Origin of the sequence: Micrococcus sp. HOU01, assembly GCF_035609305.1 — a bacterium.
Taxonomy (GTDB): domain Bacteria; phylum Actinomycetota; class Actinomycetes; order Actinomycetales; family Micrococcaceae; genus Micrococcus; species Micrococcus luteus.
Genome location: NZ_CP141211.1, coordinates 1,809,781 through 1,827,550, shown reverse-complemented (window position 1 = coordinate 1,827,550; position 17,770 = coordinate 1,809,781). Strand labels below are relative to the sequence as shown.

General features: G+C 73.2%; 15 protein-coding genes. All 15 read left to right on the top strand.

All coding sequences use genetic code 11. The annotated features are described in order from the left end of the window. Positions 1 to 42 precede the first annotated feature (42 nt). The 15 genes from ilvD (at position 43) to SOY78_RS08290 (ending at position 17,743) form a co-directional block, all read left to right on the top strand. Complete coding sequence (gene ilvD, locus SOY78_RS08360) at positions 43 to 1,770, top strand: dihydroxy-acid dehydratase (RefSeq protein ID WP_036382119.1); 1,728 nt, start codon at positions 43 to 45, stop codon at positions 1,768 to 1,770. Between the two features lie 103 nt (positions 1,771 to 1,873). After that, positions 1,874 to 2,659: a glucosamine-6-phosphate deaminase gene (nagB, locus tag SOY78_RS08355; protein ID WP_036382115.1), complete on the top strand. Its 786-nt coding sequence runs from the start codon at positions 1,874 to 1,876 to the stop codon at positions 2,657 to 2,659. A 43-nt stretch (positions 2,660 to 2,702) separates the two neighbouring features. Further along, positions 2,703 to 3,923: an N-acetylglucosamine-6-phosphate deacetylase gene (locus tag SOY78_RS08350; RefSeq protein ID WP_036382111.1), complete on the top strand. Its 1,221-nt coding sequence runs from the start codon at positions 2,703 to 2,705 to the stop codon at positions 3,921 to 3,923. A gap of 289 nt (positions 3,924 to 4,212) precedes the next feature. Further along, on the top strand, positions 4,213 to 6,114 hold the full coding sequence (locus tag SOY78_RS08345) for an acetolactate synthase large subunit (RefSeq protein ID WP_036382109.1): 1,902 nt from the start codon (positions 4,213 to 4,215) through the stop codon (positions 6,112 to 6,114). 12 nt (positions 6,115 to 6,126) lie between these two features. After that, on the top strand, positions 6,127 to 6,636 hold the full coding sequence (ilvN, locus tag SOY78_RS08340; RefSeq protein ID WP_002854209.1) for an acetolactate synthase small subunit: 510 nt from the start codon (positions 6,127 to 6,129) through the stop codon (positions 6,634 to 6,636). A gap of 35 nt (positions 6,637 to 6,671) precedes the next feature. After that, positions 6,672 to 7,703: a ketol-acid reductoisomerase gene (gene ilvC / locus SOY78_RS08335; protein WP_010078979.1), complete on the top strand. Its 1,032-nt coding sequence runs from the start codon at positions 6,672 to 6,674 to the stop codon at positions 7,701 to 7,703. A 149-nt stretch (positions 7,704 to 7,852) separates the two neighbouring features. Beyond that, on the top strand, positions 7,853 to 9,448 hold the full coding sequence (gene serA / locus SOY78_RS08330; RefSeq protein WP_002854199.1) for a phosphoglycerate dehydrogenase: 1,596 nt from the start codon (positions 7,853 to 7,855) through the stop codon (positions 9,446 to 9,448). Positions 9,449 to 9,512: 64 nt separating this feature from the next. Next, positions 9,513 to 10,055 carry a hypothetical protein gene (locus SOY78_RS08325; RefSeq protein WP_250161899.1) on the top strand — a complete coding sequence of 181 codons (543 nt, stop codon included), beginning with the start codon at positions 9,513 to 9,515 and terminating at the stop codon, positions 10,053 to 10,055. A gap of 5 nt (positions 10,056 to 10,060) precedes the next feature. Next, on the top strand, positions 10,061 to 10,228 hold the full coding sequence (locus SOY78_RS08320) for a hypothetical protein (protein ID WP_242821226.1): 168 nt from the start codon (positions 10,061 to 10,063) through the stop codon (positions 10,226 to 10,228). Continuing rightward, positions 10,221 to 11,846 carry a methionine--tRNA ligase gene (gene metG, locus SOY78_RS08315; protein ID WP_036382100.1) on the top strand — a complete coding sequence of 542 codons (1,626 nt, stop codon included), beginning with the start codon at positions 10,221 to 10,223 and terminating at the stop codon, positions 11,844 to 11,846. The genes SOY78_RS08320 and metG overlap by 8 nt, the downstream gene beginning before the upstream one ends. A gap of 71 nt (positions 11,847 to 11,917) precedes the next feature. After that, on the top strand, positions 11,918 to 12,994 hold the full coding sequence (locus tag SOY78_RS08310; protein WP_134416619.1) for a 3-isopropylmalate dehydrogenase: 1,077 nt from the start codon (positions 11,918 to 11,920) through the stop codon (positions 12,992 to 12,994). Positions 12,995 to 13,181: 187 nt separating this feature from the next. Continuing rightward, entirely contained in the window at positions 13,182 to 14,231 is a 1,050-nt protein-coding gene (locus tag SOY78_RS08305) for a branched-chain amino acid aminotransferase (protein WP_052006992.1), read from the top strand. Positions 14,232 to 14,256: 25 nt separating this feature from the next. Beyond that, positions 14,257 to 16,518, top strand: a complete 2,262-nt coding sequence (locus tag SOY78_RS08300; protein WP_324701431.1) for a carbon starvation CstA family protein — start codon at positions 14,257 to 14,259, stop codon at positions 16,516 to 16,518. 1 nt (position 16,519) lies between these two features. Further along, positions 16,520 to 16,765: a YbdD/YjiX family protein gene (locus SOY78_RS08295; protein ID WP_036382088.1), complete on the top strand. Its 246-nt coding sequence runs from the start codon at positions 16,520 to 16,522 to the stop codon at positions 16,763 to 16,765. Between the two features lie 183 nt (positions 16,766 to 16,948). Then, positions 16,949 to 17,743 (top strand): fumarylacetoacetate hydrolase family protein, encoded by a 795-nt coding sequence (locus SOY78_RS08290; RefSeq protein WP_036312940.1) that lies wholly within the window; start codon positions 16,949 to 16,951, stop codon positions 17,741 to 17,743. Positions 17,744 to 17,770: the final 27 nt, after the last annotated feature.

Here is a 17,770-nt window from a genome sequence, read left to right as displayed (position 1 = left end):
TCGCGTCGGCCCGGTGGCGCCGTGCTCACTAGACTCCGCGGCATGGACTCCGCCGCGTCGACTCCCAGCACCCCGTCCGCCGCCCCCGACATCAAGCCGCGCTCGCGCGACGTCACCGACGGGATGGAGCGCACCGCCGCCCGCGGCATGCTCCGCGCGGTCGGCATGGGGGACGAGGACTTCGGCAAGCCGCAGATCGGCATCGCCTCGTCCTGGAACGAGATCACCCCCTGCAACCTCTCCCTGGACCGCCTCGCCCAGGCCTCGAAGGACGGCGTCCACGCCGCCGGTGGATATCCGCTGGAGTTCGGCACGGTCTCCGTCTCGGACGGCATCTCCATGGGCCACGAGGGCATGCACTTCTCCCTCGTCTCCCGCGAGGTGATCGCCGACTCGGTGGAGACCGTGATGATGGCCGAGCGCCTGGACGGCTCCGTCCTGCTCGCCGGCTGCGACAAGTCGCTGCCGGGCATGCTCATGGCCGCCGCCCGCCTGGACCTGGCGTCCGTGTTCGTCTACGCAGGCTCGATCATGCCGGGCGTGGCCCGCCTGACCGACGGCACCGAGAGGCAGGTGACCATCATCGACGCCTTCGAGGCGGTCGGCGCCTGCGCCCGCGGTCTCATGTCCGAGGAGGACCTGCTCCGCATCGAGAAGTCCATCGCCCCGGGCGAGGGCGCCTGCGGCGGCATGTACACCGCCAACACCATGGCCTCCATCGGCGAGGCCCTCGGCATGTCCCTGCCCGGTTCCGCCGCCGCCCCCTCCGCGGACCGCCGCCGTGACGCCTTCGCGCGCCGCTCCGGCGAGGCCGTGGTGAACATGCTCCGCCAGGGCATCACGGCCCGGGACATCATGACCAAGCCCGCGTTCGAGAACGCGATCGCCGTGACCATGGCGTTCGGCGGCTCCACCAACGCCGTGCTGCACCTGCTCGCCATCGCCCGGGAGGCGGGCGTGGACCTGCAGCTGTCCGACTTCAACCGCATCGCCGACCGCACCCCTCACATCGCCGACCTCAAGCCGTTCGGCCAGTACGTCATGACGGACGTGGACCGCATCGGCGGCGTCCCGGTGGTCATGAAGGCCCTGCTGGACGAGGGCCTGCTGCACGGGGACACCCTCACCGTCACCGGCAAGACGCTCGCCGAGAACCTCGCCGCGCTCGATCCGGACCCGGTGGACGGCAAGGTCATCCGCACCATGGATGACGCGCTGCACCCCAACGGCGGCATCGCGATCCTCCACGGCTCGCTGGCCCCGGAGGGCGCCGTCGTGAAGTCCGCCGGCTTCGATGCGGACGTCTTCGAGGGCACTGCGCGCGTCTTCGACCGGGAGCGCGCCGCCATGGACGCCCTCGAGGACGGGACCATCGCCGCCGGCGACGTGGTGGTCATCCGCTATGAGGGACCGAAGGGCGGTCCGGGCATGCGCGAGATGCTCGCGATCACCGGCGCCATCAAGGGGGCGGGCCTGGGCAAGGACGTCCTGCTGATCACCGACGGGCGCTTCTCCGGCGGCACCACCGGCCTGTGCATCGGCCACATCGCCCCCGAGGCCGCCGAGGGAGGGCCGATCGGGCTGGTGCAGGACGGCGACCGCATCCGCGTGGACATCGCCGGACGCACCATGGACCTGCTCGTGGACGAGGCCGAGCTCGCCGCCCGCCGCGAGTCCTGGGAGCCGGTGGAGCCGAAGTTCACCACGGGCGTGCTGGGCAAGTACGCCAAGCTGGTGCACTCCGCCGCCGAGGGCGCCTACCTGGGCTGAGGCCCGGTCGGCCCGCACGCCGAGACGAGCAGAGGATGAGCATGCACGCGATCGACGCCCGGGCCGGGGGACCCGCGCCGCGTCCCGGGCGGGAGGCGCGCTGATGGAGGTCGTCATCCTGCCCGACGCCGCCGCCCTGGGCCGGCACGGCGCGGACGCGGTGGCCGCCCACGTGGCGGCCCGTCCCGAGGCCGTCCTGGGGCTGGCCACCGGCTCCTCGCCCCTGCCCGTCTACGACGAGCTCGCCCGCCGGGTCCGGGACGGGGAGCTGTCCCTGCGCTCCTGCCGCGCGTTCCTGCTGGACGAGTACGTCGGCCTGCCCGCGGGACACCCCGAGTCCTACCGCACCGTGATCGAGCGGGAGTTCGTCGTGCGCACGGACATCGCCCCGGAGGCCGTGCACGGTCCGGACGGCGGTGCGGCGGACGTCCCGGGCGCCTGCGCCGCCTACGAGGAGGCGCTGCGCGAGGCCGGCGGCGTGGACGTGCAGCTGCTCGGCGTGGGCACGGACGGGCACATCGCGTTCAACGAGCCCGGCTCCTCCCTCGCCTCCCGCACGCGCATCAAGGTGCTCGCCGAGCAGACCCGGCGGGACAACGCCCGCTTCTTCGACGGCGACCTCGACCAGGTCCCGACCCACTGCCTCACCCAGGGCGTGGGCACGATCCTCGACGCCCGACACCTGGTCCTGCTGGCCCGGGGCGAGGGCAAGGCCGAGGCGGTGCGGCAGCTCGTGGAGGGCCCCGTGAGCGCGCGCTGGCCGGTCACGGCCCTGCAGCTGCACCCGCATGTGACCGTCCTCGTGGACGAGGCCGCCGCCGGGCGACTCGAGCTCGCGGGGGAGTACCGCCACATGTGGGAGGCCAAGCCGTCCTGGCAGGGCCTCTGAGCGCCCCTCGTCCATCGACCCGCCCACCCCGGAAGGTGCATCCGTGCCCGCCTCGGTCCCTCACCGGCCGCGCGCCGAGCAGGCGCCGCAGGCCGCCGCGTCCCCGTCGGTGCTGTGCGCGGACCGCGTCCATGACGGTGAGCGCCTCGGCGGCCCCGGCTGGATCGCCCTGGCCGAGGGCCGGGTGGTGGCCGTCGGGACCGGGGACCCGCCGCGCACCCACGGCCCCGTCCACGACCTCGGCGACGCCCTCCTCGCTCCCGGCTGCGTGGACGTGCACTGCCACGGCGGCGGCGGACACGCCGTCGAGTCCGGCGCGGCCGCGGCACGCGCGGCGGCCGCGGCCCACGCCCGCGCGGGCACGACCACGGTCGTGGCCTCCCTCGTCACGGACGAGGTCGACGCGCTCGCGGCGCAGCTGACGGCCCTGACGCCCCTGTGCGCGGAGGGGGTGCTGGCCGGCGTGCACCTCGAGGGTCCCTGGCTCTCACCCCGGCACCGCGGCGCGCACCGGGCCGCGTCGCTGCGGGCGCCGGAGCCCGAGGACGTCGCTCGCCTCGTCGAGGTCGGCGCGGGCCACCTGGCGATGGTCACGCTGGCCCCCGAGCTGCCCGGGGCCCTCGACGCGGTGGGCCGGCTGGCGGAGGCGGGCGTCGTCGTCGCGATCGGCCACACGGACGCCTCCTACGAGACCACGCGCGCGGCGATCGATGCGGGGGCGCGGATGGCCACGCACCTGCACAACGCGTGCCGGCCCACCCACCATCGCGAGCCCGGGCCGGCCGTCGCCCTGCTGGAGGACCCGCGCGTGGGGATCGAGACCATCGTGGACGGCGTCCACCTGCATGCGGCCACGGTGCGGCGGGTCGCCCGGGAGGCGGGGGAGCGGTGGATCCTCGTCTCGGACTCCATGGCCGCCGCCGGCTGCGGCGACGGCGAGTTCCCCCTCGGGCCGCTGCGGGTCCGGGTCCACGACGGCGTCGCGCGGGTGGTCGGCGCGGACGGCGCAGCCGGGGCCATCGCCGGGTCCACGGCCACGGTCACCGGCTCGGTGCGCTCCGCCGTCGTCGCCGGGGTCGACCTCGACGCCGCGCTGCGGGCGGCGACGGCCGCGCCCGCGGACGCCCTGGGGCTCCCCGACGTCGGCCGGCTCCGAGTCGGGAGCCGAGCGGACGCCGTCGTCTTCGGCCCGGAGCTCGAGGTGCGCGGGGTGCTCCGTCACGGAACGTGGGTGAAGGCGGCCGCCACCGCGGCGGCTGACTAGGGTGGGCTCAGGCCCGGGATTCGACGCCGACCGCCCGGTCGTCTCACGATGTGACGCTTTATCTCACATTGCGAGACAGGCGGGTGGTCGATGGCGGACGGGGCGCACGGCTGTCGATACTGAGACCACCCCGAAGGACCCGGCGGCCGTGTCCCCACCTCAGACTCCGCCACGCCGGCCCGATCCGTCATCGACGCGGCCACGGTCCCCGACGCCCGACGGATCCGAACGACGACCGTCCGACGCCCCCGCGACGGACACGCAGCGACGAACGCAGTGAGGTGACCCCATGAGCACGACCCCCCGCGACGCCCGCGCGGCGGTCCCGCAGGTCCCGACGCCGGCCTCCCACCCGACGGAGACCGCCCGGGTCCAGGAGCGCCGTCCGGCCCCTCGGCCCGAGATCGTCGAGCCGCGGGTGCCCGGCGAGGGCTCCCGCGTCGAGCCGACCCGGATGACCGGCTCCGAGGGCATCATCCGCTCCCTGGAGGAGCTGGGGGTCACGGACGTGTTCGGGCTGCCCGGCGGCGCCATCCTGCCGACCTACGACCCGCTCATGGACTCCGATCGGATCCGCCACATCCTGGTGCGCCACGAGCAGGGCGCCGGTCACGCGGCGCAGGGCTACCACCTGGCCACCGGCAAGGTCGGCGTGGCCATCGCCACCTCCGGTCCCGGCGCCACCAACCTGGTGACCGCCATCGCGGACGCCCACATGGACTCCCAGGCGGTCGTGTTCATCACCGGCCAGGTCTCCTCCGCCGCGATCGGCACGGACGCCTTCCAGGAGGCGGACATCGTGGGCATCACGATGCCCATCACCAAGCACTCCCGGCTCGTGACCCGGCCCGAGGACGTCCCCCAGGCCCTCGCCGAGGCGTTCCACATCGCCGCCACGGGCCGGCCCGGGCCCGTGCTCGTGGACGTCACCAAGGACGCCCAGCAGGGCGAGTTCGAGTTCGCGTGGCCGCCCCGGATCGACCTGCCCGGCTACCGCCCCGTCCTGCGCGGCCACCCCCGACAGATCCGCGAGGCCGCCCGGCTGATCCGCGAGGCCCGGCGCCCCGTGCTGTATGCGGGCGGCGGCGTGGCCCGCGGCGAGGCCCACGAGGAGCTGCGCGCCCTCGCCGAGCTCACGGGCGCCCCCGTGGTCACCACGCTCACCGCCCGCGGCGTCTTCCCCGACTCGCACCCCCAGCACCTGGGCATGCCGGGCATGCACGGCGGCGTCCCCGCCGTGGCCGCGCTCCAGCAGGCCGACCTGCTGATCACGCTCGGCGCCCGCTTCGACGACCGCGTGACCGGTCACCTGCCCTCGTTCGCCCCCGGCGCCCGCGTGATCCACGCGGACATCGACCCGGCCGAGATCTCCAAGAACCGCACCGCGGACGTGCCGATCGTCGGCCACGTCAAGGAGATCATCCCGGACCTGGTGGCCGAGCTCGCGACGGACCCCGAGGCGCTGCCCGACCTCGCCGACTGGTGGGCGGTGCTGCGGCGCCTGCAGGACACCTACCCGATGGGCTGGACCGAGACCGAGGACGGCCTCCTCGCGCCCCAGGAGGTGATCTCGCGTCTGTCGGCCCTGTCCGGTCCCGAGGCCACCTACGTGGCCGGCGTCGGTCAGCACCAGATGTGGGCCAGCCAGTTCGTCGCCTACGAGCGTCCGCGCCAGTGGCTCAACTCGGCCGGCCTCGGGACGATGGGCTTCGCCGTCCCCGCCGCGATGGGGGCGCAGGTGGGCGAACCCGACCGCGTGGTCTGGGCCATCGACGGCGACGGCTGCTTCCAGATGACCAACCAGGAGCTCGCCACGTGCGTGATCAACCGCATCCCCATCAAGATCGCGGTGATCAACAACTCCTCGCTGGGCATGGTGCGCCAGTGGCAGACCCTCTTCTACGACGGGCGCTACTCGAACACGGACCTGAACACGGGCCACGACACCGCCCGGGTGCCGGACTTCGTCAAGCTCGCCGACGCCTACGGCGCCGCGGGCCTGCGCTGCGACCGCCGGGAGGACCTGGACGACACCATCCGCCAGGCCCTCGCCATCGACGACCGCCCCGTGATCGTGGACTTCGTGGTCTCCCGTGACGCCATGGTCTGGCCGATGGTCCCCGCGGGGGTCAGCAACGACGCGATCCAGGTGGCCCGGGACATGACGCCCGACTGGGACCAGGAAGACTGAGGAGGGCAACCGATGGAACGCCACACCCTGTCCGTGCTCGTCGAGGACGTGCCCGGCACCCTGACCCGCGTGGCCGGCCTCTTCGCCCGGCGCGCGTTCAACATCCACTCGCTGGCCGTGGGCGTCACGGAGGTCGAGGGCCTGTCCCGGATCACCGTGGTCGTCGACGCCGACACGGACCTGCTCGAGCAGGTCACCAAGCAGCTGAACAAGCTGATCAACGTGATCAAGGTCGTCGAGCTCACGCCCGACTCCTCCGTTCAGCGCGACCACCTGCTCGTGAAGGTGCGCGCCGATGCGGCCACCCGCGGCCAGGTCGTCCAGGCGGCCGACCTGTTCCGCGCCCACGTCGTCGACGTGGCCCCGGAGTCCCTGACCCTCGAGGCCACCGGCACCCGTGACAAGCTCGAGGCCTTCCTCGAGATGATGGAGCCCTACGGTGTGCGCGAGCTCGTCCGCTCGGGCACCCTCGCCCTCGCCCGGGGGCCGCGGTCCATGACCGACCGCGCCCTGGCCCGCTGACCGTCCCGATCCACCCATCCCGTGAGGAGAACAGCATGACCGTGAAGAAGTTCTACGACGACGACGCCGACCTGTCGATCATCCAGGGCCGCACCGTGGCCGTCATCGGCTACGGCTCCCAGGGCCACGCCCACGCCCTGTCGCTGCGCGACTCCGGCGTGGACGTGCGCATCGGCCTCGCCGAGGGCTCCAAGTCCCGCGCCAAGGCCGAGGCCGAGGGCCTGCGCGTCGTCGACGTCGCCACCGCCGCCGCCGAGGCCGACCTGATCATGATCCTCACCCCGGACCAGGTCCAGGCCGACGTGTACGACCAGCACATCGCCGGCAACCTGCAGGAGGGTGACGCCCTCTTCTTCGCGCACGGCTTCAACGTGCGCTTCGGCTACATCCAGGCCCCCGAGGGCGTCGACGTCGCCCTGGTCGCCCCCAAGGGCCCGGGCCACGTGGTGCGCCGCGAGTTCGAGGCCGGCCGCGGCGTGCCCGCGCTGATCGCCGTCGAGAAGGACGCCTCCGGCCAGGCCCACGCCCTCGCCCTGTCCTACGCCAAGGCCGTGGGCGGCACCCGCGCCGGCGTCATCGAGACGACCTTCACCGAGGAGACCGAGACCGACCTGTTCGGCGAGCAGGCCGTGCTCTGCGGCGGCGCCTCCCAGCTCGTGCAGTACGGCTTCGAGACCCTCACCGAGGCCGGCTACCAGCCCGAGATCGCCTACTTCGAGGTGCTGCACGAGCTGAAGCTCATCGTCGACCTCATGGTCGAGGGCGGCATCGCCAAGCAGCGCTGGTCCATCTCCGACACCGCGGAGTACGGCGACTACGTCTCCGGCCCCCGCGTCATCACCCCCGACGTGAAGGAGAACATGAAGGCGGTCCTCGCCGACATCCAGTCCGGCGCCTTCGCGCAGCGCTTCATGGACGACCAGAAGGCCGGTGCGCCCGAGTTCAAGGAGCTGCGCGCCCGGGGCGAGGCCCACCCGATCGAGAAGACCGGCCGCGAGCTGCGCCAGATGTTCTCCTGGCTCAAGGACGCGGACGACGACTACACCGAGGGCACGGCGGCCCGCTGAGCCGCCTGAGCCCCCGACGCCGGCCCCGGGCATCGCGCTCCGGGGCCGGCGTCGCATTCCGGCCACGGCCCGTTCGCGCGTCTAGGCTCGGACCGGAGCGCGGGCCGGCCCGCCTCCCATCCCACCGCACCACACCTCCAGGAGCACCCGTGAGCGCAGCCCAGCCCGTCGTCCTGATCGCCGAGGAACTCTCGCCCGCCACCGTCGAGGCCCTCGGCCCCGACTTCGAGATCCGCCGCACGGACGGCGCCGACCGCGCCCGCCTCCTCGAGGACCTGCGCGACGTCGACGCGGTGCTGATCCGCTCGGCCACCCAGATGGACGCCGAGGCGATCGCCGCCGCGCCGCAGCTGAAGGTCATCGCGCGCGCCGGCGTCGGACTGGACAACGTGGACGTGCCCGCCGCCACCGAGGCCGGCGTCATGGTCGTCAACGCGCCGACGTCGAACATCATCTCCGCCGCCGAGCTCACCTGCGGCCACATCCTGGCCGCCGCCCGCAACATCGCGGCCGCCCACGGCTCGCTCAAGGCGGGGGAGTGGAAGCGGTCGAAGTACACGGGCGTCGAGCTGTACGGCAAGCGGCTGGGCGTGATCGGCCTGGGCCGCATCGGCGCGCTCGTGGCCGAGCGCATGAAGGCGTTCGGCATGGAGATCCTCGCCTACGACCCCTACGTGACCACCGCCCGGGCGCAGCAGCTCGGCGCGAGCCTCGTCGAGCTGGACGAGCTGCTCGAGCGCGCCGACGTGGTCACGATCCACATGCCCAAGACCCCCGAGACGGTCGGCATGATCGGCGATGAGCAGTTCGCCCGCATGAAGGACACCGCGATCATCGTGAACGTGGCCCGCGGCGGCCTCGTGGACGAGGACGCCCTCGCCCGCGCGCTCGAGGCCGGGACCATCGGGGGTGCCGGCATCGACGTCTTCAGCTCCGAGCCGGCCACGGACCTGGCGTTCTTCGCCCACGACTCCGCCGTCGTCACCCCCCACCTGGGCGCCTCGACCGCCGAGGCCCAGGAGAAGGCGGGCGTCGCCGTCGCCGGCTCCGTGCGCCTAGCCCTCTCCGGCGAGCTCGTGCCGGACGCCGTGAACGTGGCCGGCGGCGCGATCCACGAGGACGTGCGCCCCGGCCTGCCGCTGGCCGAGAAGCTGGGCCGCGTGCTCACCGCGCTGGTGGGCGAGCAGTCCATCACGGCCGTCGAGGTGGAGATCGCCGGTGAGATCGCCGAGCACGACGTCTCCGCGATGCGCCTGGCCGCCCTGAAGGGCGTGTTCACGGACATCGTCTCGGACCAGGTCTCCTACGTGAACGCCCCCGTGCTGGCCGAGCAGCGCGGCGTCGAGTGCCGCCTCACCACCACCGCGGTGTCCGAGTCCTACCGCAACACCGTCACGGTGCGCGCCGCGACCGCGCAGGGCTCCCAGACGGCCGTCACCGGCACGCTCACCGGCCCGCGCCAGGTGCAGAAGCTCGTCGGTGTGGACCGGCACGAGCTCGAGGTGCCGCTGGCCGACCACCTGCTCGTGTTCGCCTACCAGGACCGCCCGGGCGTGATCGGCGTCCTGGGCCAGGCCCTCGGGGTGCAGGGCGTGAACATCGCCGGCATGGACGTCTCGCGCGACGACGAGGGCGCCGCCCTGGCCGTGCTGACCCTGGACGGGGCGCTGTCCGGAGACACCGCGGCCACGCTGGCCGCGGCCATCGGCGCCGCCCGTGCGGCCGAGGTGGACCTCTCCGTCTGACCCGTCGACGCCCGGGCGGGCACCGCGGGGCCGGCGCGCGTCGCCCTGTGTTGAGATGGTGTCCATGTCGCGTCCAGCCGAGCCCCGCCCCGCACCCGCCCCGACCGCGCGCGCCGCAGCGGCCCGCCCCGCCACGCCTCCGGGCGTGCAGGGCCGCTGGGCCCGGCGCGCGGCGGGCGGGCTGATCGGCGTCAGTGTCCTGCTCGCCGCCTGGTCGTTCGCCCTCCCCTTCGTGTTCGGGCTGGGCCCGCGGCAGGTGCCGTGGTGGCGCGAGGTCTTCGACGTGAACCACGAGGCCAACCTCACGGCGTGGTGGAGCTCGGGCCTGCTCCTGCTGGGGGCCGCGGGCTTCGCCACGGTGGGTCTCGTGCGCCGCGCGCTGGGGGCGGACCGGCGGCGTAGCCTGCTCGCGTGGCTGACCCCCGCGGCCCTGCTGGCGGCCATGAGCCTGGACGAATCGACGCAGATCCACGAGCAGGCCGGCCAGCTGTGGGAGGCCCTGCCGTTCGCGGGGGAGAACCCGCTGCCCGCGTTCCAGTGGCTGATCCTCGGCGCGCCGGCCGCAGCACCCAGGCCTACCACGTCGCGACGCACGCGGAGGAGCTGACCGAGATGATCGGGGCGTCCGTGCTCGTGGTGGCCCCGTGGGCCCACCTCCACCTGCGGCCTGCGCCGGGCCATCTGCAGGTGACCGCCGACGGCGTCCCGGACGTCGGCGCGGACGACGTCGTCCTCGGCGCGGGCCCCGGCCCCGCCGGTAGACTCGACGACTGTGACTGACGCCCGCGCCCCGTACTACCTGACCACGGCCATCTCCTACCCGAACGGCGAGCCGCACATCGGCCACGCCTACGAGTACATCGCCTCGGACGCGATGGCCCGCTTCCAGCGGCTCGACGGGCGGGACGTGCGCTTCCTGACCGGCACGGACGAGCACGGCCAGAAGATGGAGCAGACGGCGCAGCAGCAGGGCGTGAGCGCCCTCGAGCTGGCCACGCGCAACGCCGCCGTCTTCAAGGAGATGGACGACGACGTCCTGGACATCTCCTACGACCGCTTCATCCGCACCACGGACACGGACCACGCCGAGGCCGTCCGCGAGATCTGGCGGCGCATGGAGGCCAACGGGGACATCTACCTCGGCTCCTACGCCGGCTGGTACTCCGTGCGGGACGAACGCTACTTCGGCGAGGACGAGACCGAGGTGGGTCAGGACGGGGTGCGCCGCGCCGTCGAGACCGGCACCGAGGTGACGTGGACGGAGGAGGAGTCCTACTTCTTCCGCCTGTCCAAGTACCAGCAGCCGCTGCTGGACCACTACCGCGAGCACCCGGACTTCGCCGCCCCCCGGTACCGCTTCAACGAGGTCATCCGCTTCGTGGAGGCCGGGCTCGAGGACCTGTCCATCTCCCGGACCTCCTTCCAGTGGGGCATCGACCTGCCGGCGCCCGCGGACCCCGACGCCGCCGACGCCGACCGGCGCGCCGACCACGTCACCTACGTCTGGGTCGACGCGTTGACGAACTACCTCACCGGCGCGGGCTGGCCCGCCGAGGACCCGGAGGCGTTCGCGCGCTACTGGCCGGCGGACCTGCACGTGATCGGCAAGGACATCTCCCGGTTCCACTGCATCTTCTGGCCCGCGTTCCTCATGTCGGCCGGCCTCGAGCTGCCGCGCCGCGTCATGATCCACGGCTTCCTGAACAACAACGGGGCCAAGATGTCCAAGTCCCTGGGCAACGTGGTGCACCCGCGGGAATGGGTGGCCCGGTACGGCCTGGACGCCATCCGCTTCTTCCTGCTGCGCGAGTTCCCGTTCGGCGCGGACGGCTCCTACAGCCACGAGGCCGTGGTGAGCCGCAAGAACGCGGACCTGGCCAACAACCTCGGCAACCTCGCCCAGCGCTCGCTGTCCATGGTGGCCAAGAACTGCGGCGCCGCCGTGCCCGAGCCGGGCGAGTTCACCGAGGCGGACCGCGCCGTCCTGGCCCAGGTCGACGCCCTGCTGGAGCGCTCCCGGTCCGCGTACGCGGTGCAGGACTTCCACGACGCGCTCGAGGAGACCTGGCGCGTGCTCGGCGAGGTCAACGCCTACTTCGCGGACCAGGCCCCGTGGGTGCTGCGCAAGACGGACGAGCCGCGCATGCGCACGGTGCTGTACGTGACGCTGCAGGCCGTGCGCCGGGTGGCCCTGCTCGCGCAGCCGGTGATGCCCGACTCGGCATCGCGGCTGCTGGACCTGCTCGGCGTCCCCGCCGAGGGCGACGCCGGCCGCACCGGCGCGTCCGGCACCGGCCCGCGGTCCTTCGCCGCGTTCCACGAAGACCTGGTCCCCGGCACCCCGCTGCCCGCCCCGCAGCCGGTCTTCCCGCGGCACGAGGAGCCCGCCGAGGACTGAGCCCGTCCGGAGGGTGAGACCGGGTGTCACACGATGTGGTCCTCACGCGGGCCGCGCGTAGCCTGAGGGCCATGACCGAGACCACACGCAGCTCCGCAGACCCTTTGGACATCGCCGTCATCGGCGGCGACGGCATCGGCCCCGAGGTCACCGACCAGGCCGCCGCCGTCCTGCAGGCGGCGCTGCGTGCCGAGGGGCGTCCGGAGGCCCGGCTCACCCCGTATCCGCTGGGTGCGGAGCACTGGCTCGAGACCGGCGAGGCGCTCACGGACGAGGTCCTCGAGTCCCTGCGCCGCCACGACGCGATCCTGTTCGGGGCCGTCGGCGCCGCGCCCGGGGACGAGCGCATCCCGTCCGGGCTGATCGAGCGCGGCATGCTGCTCAAGCTGCGCTTCGCGCTGGACCACGGCGTGAACCTGCGCCCGGCCACCCTGCTGCCCGGCGCCGTCAGCCCCCTGGCCGCGCCCGGCGAGATCGACTTCACCGTGGTGCGCGAGGGCACGGAGGGGCCGTATGTGGGCAACGGCGGTGCGATCCGCGTGGACACGCCGCACGAGATCGCCACTGAGGTCTCCGTGAACACGGCGTTCGGCGTGCGCCGCGTCGTCGAGGACGCCTTCCGTCGCGCCGACGCGGGCGAGCGCAAGCGCCTCACGCTCGTGCACAAGCACAACGTCCTGGTCCACGCCGGCCACCTGTGGCGCCGCACCGTGGAGTCCGTGGCGGCCGACTTCCCCGCGGTCACCTGGGACTACATGCACGTCGACGCCGCCATGATCTTCCTGGCGACGGACCCGGCCCGCTTCGACGTCATCGTGACGGACAACCTGTTCGGGGACATCATCACGGACCTGGCCGCCGCCGTGACCGGCGGCATCGGGCTCGCGGCCTCCGGCAACATCAACGTCGAGGGCACGGCGCCGTCGATGTTCGAGCCGGTCCACGGCTCCGCTCCGGACATCGCGGGCCAGGGGATCGCCGACCCCGTGGCCGCCATCCTCTCCGCCGCCCTGCTGCTCGAGCACGTGGGCGAGACCGGCGCCGCGGCGCGCGTGCGCACCGCGGTGTGGGCGCACCTGAGGGACCGGGTGGAGGGCGCGCGGGGCACCACCGCCGAGGTGGGCGCCGACGTCGTCGCGCGGGTCTGACGCGCGGGCCCGGCGCGTCGACGCCGGGTCTAGGATGGGGCGACGGCCTGTGGCGTGTGCCACGCCCGGCGCCGTGGCCCCCGCGCGTCGTGCCCGGCACCGGAGCCGTCCCCATCCGCCACCCGTCACGAGGAGTGATCCCACCGTGTCCGAGACCGTGTTCACGCGGCAACCGCATCTGTCCCCGATGTCCGATCAGCAGCGCATCGAGATCCTCCAGGACCCCGGTTTCGGCAACGTCTTCACGGACCACATGGTCTCGATCGACTGGACCTGGGACGAGGACGGCGGCGCGTGGCATGACGCCCGCGTGGAGCCCTACGGACCGCTGTCCCTGGACCCCGCGGCCGCGGTGCTGCACTACGGCCAGGAGATCTTCGAGGGGCTGAAGGCCTACCGGCACGAGGACGGGTCGGTGTGGACGTTCCGTCCCGAGGCCAACGCGGCCCGCCTGAACCGCTCCGCCCGCCGCCTGGCCCTGCCGGAGCTGCCCGAGGAGCTGTTCCTCGGCTCGCTGCGGGCCCAGCTCGAGGCGGACCGGGTCTGGGTGCCCACCGGCCCGGGCCAGTCCCTCTACCTGCGCCCCTTCATGTTCGCCTCCGAGGCGTTCCTCGGCGTCCGCCCGGCCCGGCAGGTGCGGTACATGGTGATCGCCTCCCCGGCCGGCAACTACTTCGGCGGCGAGCTCAAGCCGGTGACCATCTGGGTCTCGCGCGAGTACGCCCGCGCCGGCAAGGGCGGCATGGGCGCGGCCAAGACCGGCGGCAACTACGCCGCCTCGCTGCTGCCCCAGCTGCAGGCCGCGGCGAAGGGCGCCGACCAGGTCGTGTTCCTCGACCAGTACAACGACGACGCGATCGAGGAGCTCGGCGGCATGAACGTGTTCTTCGTGCACGCCGACGGCCGCCTCGTCACCCCGGCACTCACCGGCACGATCCTCGAGGGCGTCACCCGCTCCTCGATCCTCCAGCTCGGCCGGGACATGGGCCTGACCGTCGAGGAGCGTCGCGTCACCCTCGCCGAGTGGGCCGAGGGCGTCCGCTCGGGCGAGATCACCGAGGTCTTCGCGTGCGGCACCGCCGCCGTCGTGACCCCGATCGGGCGTCTGCTCGACGGCGACGACGTGATCGAGTCCGCCGGCGGGACCGACGTGACCCTCAGGATCCGCGCCGAGCTCGAGGGCATCCAGACCGGGCGCGTCGAGGACCGCCACGGCTGGCTGCACCGCCTCGTCTGACCCCACCCCACGAACGGAGACCCCCGTGAGCTCGCACCGCTCCTCCGCGCCCGCCGAGGGCGCCCCACGCCCGGCCACGACGCCGGAAGACCTCCCGCCGACCGAGGCCGCCGGCCGGCCCCGCTGGACGCCCGTGAAGATCGCCGTCTGGGTGGCCGTCGCCCTGCTCGGCGGCGTCGCCTGGACCATGCTCGCCCTGCACCGCGGCGAGACGATCAACGCGATCTGGTTCGTGTTCGCCGCCGTGGCGACGTTCGCGATCGGCTACCGCTTCTACTCGAAGTACGTCGAGCGCATGATCGTCCACCCGGACGACACCCGCGCCACCCCGGCCGAGTACCGGGCCGACGGCCGGGACTACGTGGCCACCGACCGCCGCGTGCTCTACGGCCACCACTTCGCGGCCATCGCCAGCGCCGGCCCGCTCGTGGGCCCCGTGCTCGCCGCGCAGATGGGCTATCTGCCCGGCACCATCTGGATCATCGTCGGCGTGATCCTGGCCGGCGCGGTCCAGGACTACCTCGTCCTGTTCTTCTCGATGCGCCGCGGCGGCCGCTCGCTCGGCCAGATGGCCCGGGACGAGCTGGGCCGCGTCGGGGGCACCGCCGCGATCGTCGCGACCCTGCTGATCATGGTGATCATCACGGCCATCCTGGCCCTCGTGGTGGTCAACGCCCTGGGCGAGTCCCCGTGGGGCGTGTTCTCCGTGGCCATGACCATCCCGATCGCGCTCTTCATGGGCGCGTACCTGCGCTGGATCCGCCCGGGCCGCATCACCGAGATCTCCGTGATCGGGTTCGTCCTGCTCCTGGCGGCCATCATCGGCGGCGGCTGGGTCGCCGGGACCGAGTGGGGCGCGGCCCTGTTCACCCTGGACCGCACCACCATCGCCTGGGCCGTGATCATCTACGGGTTCGTCGCGGCCGTGCTGCCCGTGTGGCTGCTGCTCGCGCCGCGCGACTACCTGTCCACCTTCATGAAGATCGGCGTGATCGCGGGTCTCGCGCTGGCCATCGTCGTCGTGCAGCCGCGCATCGGCACCCCCGCGTTCTCCGAGTTCGCCTCGGGCCAGACCGGCCCGGTGTGGCCCGGTTCGCTGTTCCCGTTCCTGTTCGTCACCATCGCGTGCGGTGCGCTCTCCGGCTTCCACGCGCTGATCGCCTCGGGCACGACGCCCAAGATGGTGGAGAAGGAACGGCAGACCCGCTTCATCGGCTACGGCGGCATGCTCATGGAGGCCTTCGTGGCCATCATGGCGCTCGTGGCCGCCGTCTCGCTCGACCGCGGCATCTACTTCGCCATGAACTCCCCGGCCGCCCTCACCGGCGGCACCCCGGAGACCGCCGTCGACTTCGTCATGGGCCTCGGCCTGGCCGGCGTGAACCTCACCCCCGGGGACCTGACCCACCTGGCCGACCTCGTGGGCGAGGAGACCGTGGTCTCCCGCACCGGCGGCGCCCCCACCCTCGCGGTCGGCCTGGCGCACATCATGGGCCAGCTCGTGGGCGGCGACGCGCTCATGGGCTTCTGGTACCACTTCGCGATCATGTTCGAGGCGCTGTTCATCCTCACCGCCGTCGACGCCGGCACCCGCGTGGCCCGGTTCATGCTCCAGGACTCCCTGGGCAACGTGGTCCCGCGCTTCAAGGACACCTCGTGGCGCGTGGGCGCGTGGGTCTGCACGGCCATCATGGTGGCCGCGTGGGGCGCCGTGCTGATCATGGGCGTCACCGATCCGCTGGGCGGCATCAACACGCTGTTCCCGCTGTTCGGCATCGCCAACCAGCTGCTCGCGGCGATCGCGCTCGCCGTCGTCCTGACGATCGTCGCGCGCCGCCGGGACTTCCGGGGCCTGTGGATCGTGGCGCTGCCGCTGGCGTTCATCACCGTGGTCACCACCGTGGCGTCGTTCCAGAAGATCTTCTCCTCCATCCCGGCGGTGGGCTACTGGGCGCAGCATCGCGCGTTCCAGGACGCGCTGGCGGCGGGGAAGACGAGCTTCGGCGCCGCGAAGTCCGTGCCGGCCATGGAGGCCGTGGTCCGCAACACCTTCATCCAGGGCACGCTCTCCGTCGTCTTCCTGGTGTTGGCGCTGATCGTCATCACGACGTCGGTGCTCGCCACGGTGCGCGCCTTCCGCGGTACCGAGGTCATCGATCACCAGGACCCGTACGTGCCCTCGCAGCGCTTCGCCCCGGCCGGGCTGTTCGCCACGGCCGAGGAGAAGGAGCTGCAGCGGCAGTGGGACGCCCTGCCGGCGGACCGGCAGCCGGTGCGGGGTCACTGACGTGGCCGATCCGCGCGCGACGCCGGCCGGGTCCTCCACCGCGGAGGGCCCGGCCGGCCCGTCTCGGTCCGGGGTGTGGGCCCGGGTGCGCTGGTGGGTCCGCCAGCTCTCCGGAGAGGGGAAGTACGACGCGTACGTGGCCCACCACCGGGCCCACCATCCGGAGCGCGCGCCGATGACCGAGCGGGAGTTCTGGCGGGCCGAGTACGCGCGCCAGGAGGCCAATCCGGGCAGCCGCTGCTGCTGAGCGGTCTCGACCCGCCCCGCACCGCGCCGCGCTGAGCCAGACGAATCCGCCCGCGAGCCAGACGAATCGGTCTCCTCAGGCCGTCCGCCGCGGCCGAATCGTCTGGCTCGCGGCGTCAGCGGGGCTGGCGTCGAGTGGGTGTCCGGCGACGGCGCCCGCCGCTCACCCACTACGCTGACCCCCATGCGCATCGCCCGTTTCGTGGACCAGGCCGAACCGACCTACGGCATCGTGGAGGGCCCGGCCGACGCCGACCCCGCCGAGCTGACCGTCACCGCCCTGCAGGGCGACCCGTTCTTCCACGGGATCCAGCCCACCGGCACCACACACCGTCTCGAGGACGTGCGCCTCGTGGCCCCGATCATCCCGCGCTCGAAGATCGTGGGCGTCGGCCGCAACTGGGCCGACCACGCGAAGGAGCTCGGCAACGAGGTCCCCGCCTCGCCGCAGTTCTTCCTCAAGCCGAACACCGCCGTCGTGGGTCCGAACGAGCCCGTGACCCTGCCGAGCTGGTCGGACGAGGTCTCCTACGAGGCCGAGCTCGCCGTCGTCATCGGCACCATCTGCAAGGACGTGCCGGTGAGCCGCGTGGACGACGTCGTGTTCGGCTACACCGTGGGCAACGACCTCACCGCCCGCGACGCCCAGCGCACCGACCTGCAGTGGGCCCGCGCCAAGGGCTTCGACGGCGCCTGCCCGCTGGGCCCGTGGATCGAGACCGAGCTGGACGTGGAGCCGGCCGGCGGCCTGCGCATCACGTCCCGGCTCGACGGCGAGACCCGCCAGGACGGCACGACGGCGGACATGGTCTTCGGCGTCCGCGAGCTCGTGGCCGCGGCCTCGGAGATGTTCACCCTCCTGCCCGGCGACGTGATCCTGACCGGCACCCCGGGCGGGGTCGGGACGGTCCAGGAGGGCCAGCGCGTCGAGGCCGAGGTCGAGGGCATCGGCGTCCTCGCCACCGTCTTCCGCCGCTGACGCAGGCGCCCGACGACGGCGTCCGGG

What these genes read in the sequence shown, in the direction of transcription:
- ilvD (WP_036382119.1), top strand. Translation starts at nt 43, where the DNA reads ATGGACTCCGCCGCGTCGACTCCCAGCACCCCGTCCGCCGCCCCCGAC.
- nagB (WP_036382115.1), top strand. Translation starts at nt 1,874, where the DNA reads ATGGAGGTCGTCATCCTGCCCGACGCCGCCGCCCTGGGCCGGCACGGC.
- SOY78_RS08345 (WP_036382109.1), top strand. Translation starts at nt 4,213, where the DNA reads ATGAGCACGACCCCCCGCGACGCCCGCGCGGCGGTCCCGCAGGTCCCG.
- ilvN (WP_002854209.1), top strand. Translation starts at nt 6,127, where the DNA reads ATGGAACGCCACACCCTGTCCGTGCTCGTCGAGGACGTGCCCGGCACC.
- ilvC (WP_010078979.1), top strand. Translation starts at nt 6,672, where the DNA reads ATGACCGTGAAGAAGTTCTACGACGACGACGCCGACCTGTCGATCATC.
- SOY78_RS08325 (WP_250161899.1), top strand. Translation starts at nt 9,513, where the DNA reads ATGTCGCGTCCAGCCGAGCCCCGCCCCGCACCCGCCCCGACCGCGCGC.
- SOY78_RS08320 (WP_242821226.1), top strand. Translation starts at nt 10,061, where the DNA reads ATGATCGGGGCGTCCGTGCTCGTGGTGGCCCCGTGGGCCCACCTCCAC.
- SOY78_RS08310 (WP_134416619.1), top strand. Translation starts at nt 11,918, where the DNA reads ATGACCGAGACCACACGCAGCTCCGCAGACCCTTTGGACATCGCCGTC.
- SOY78_RS08305 (WP_052006992.1), top strand. Translation starts at nt 13,182, where the DNA reads ATGTCCGATCAGCAGCGCATCGAGATCCTCCAGGACCCCGGTTTCGGC.
- SOY78_RS08290 (WP_036312940.1), top strand. Translation starts at nt 16,949, where the DNA reads ATGCGCATCGCCCGTTTCGTGGACCAGGCCGAACCGACCTACGGCATC.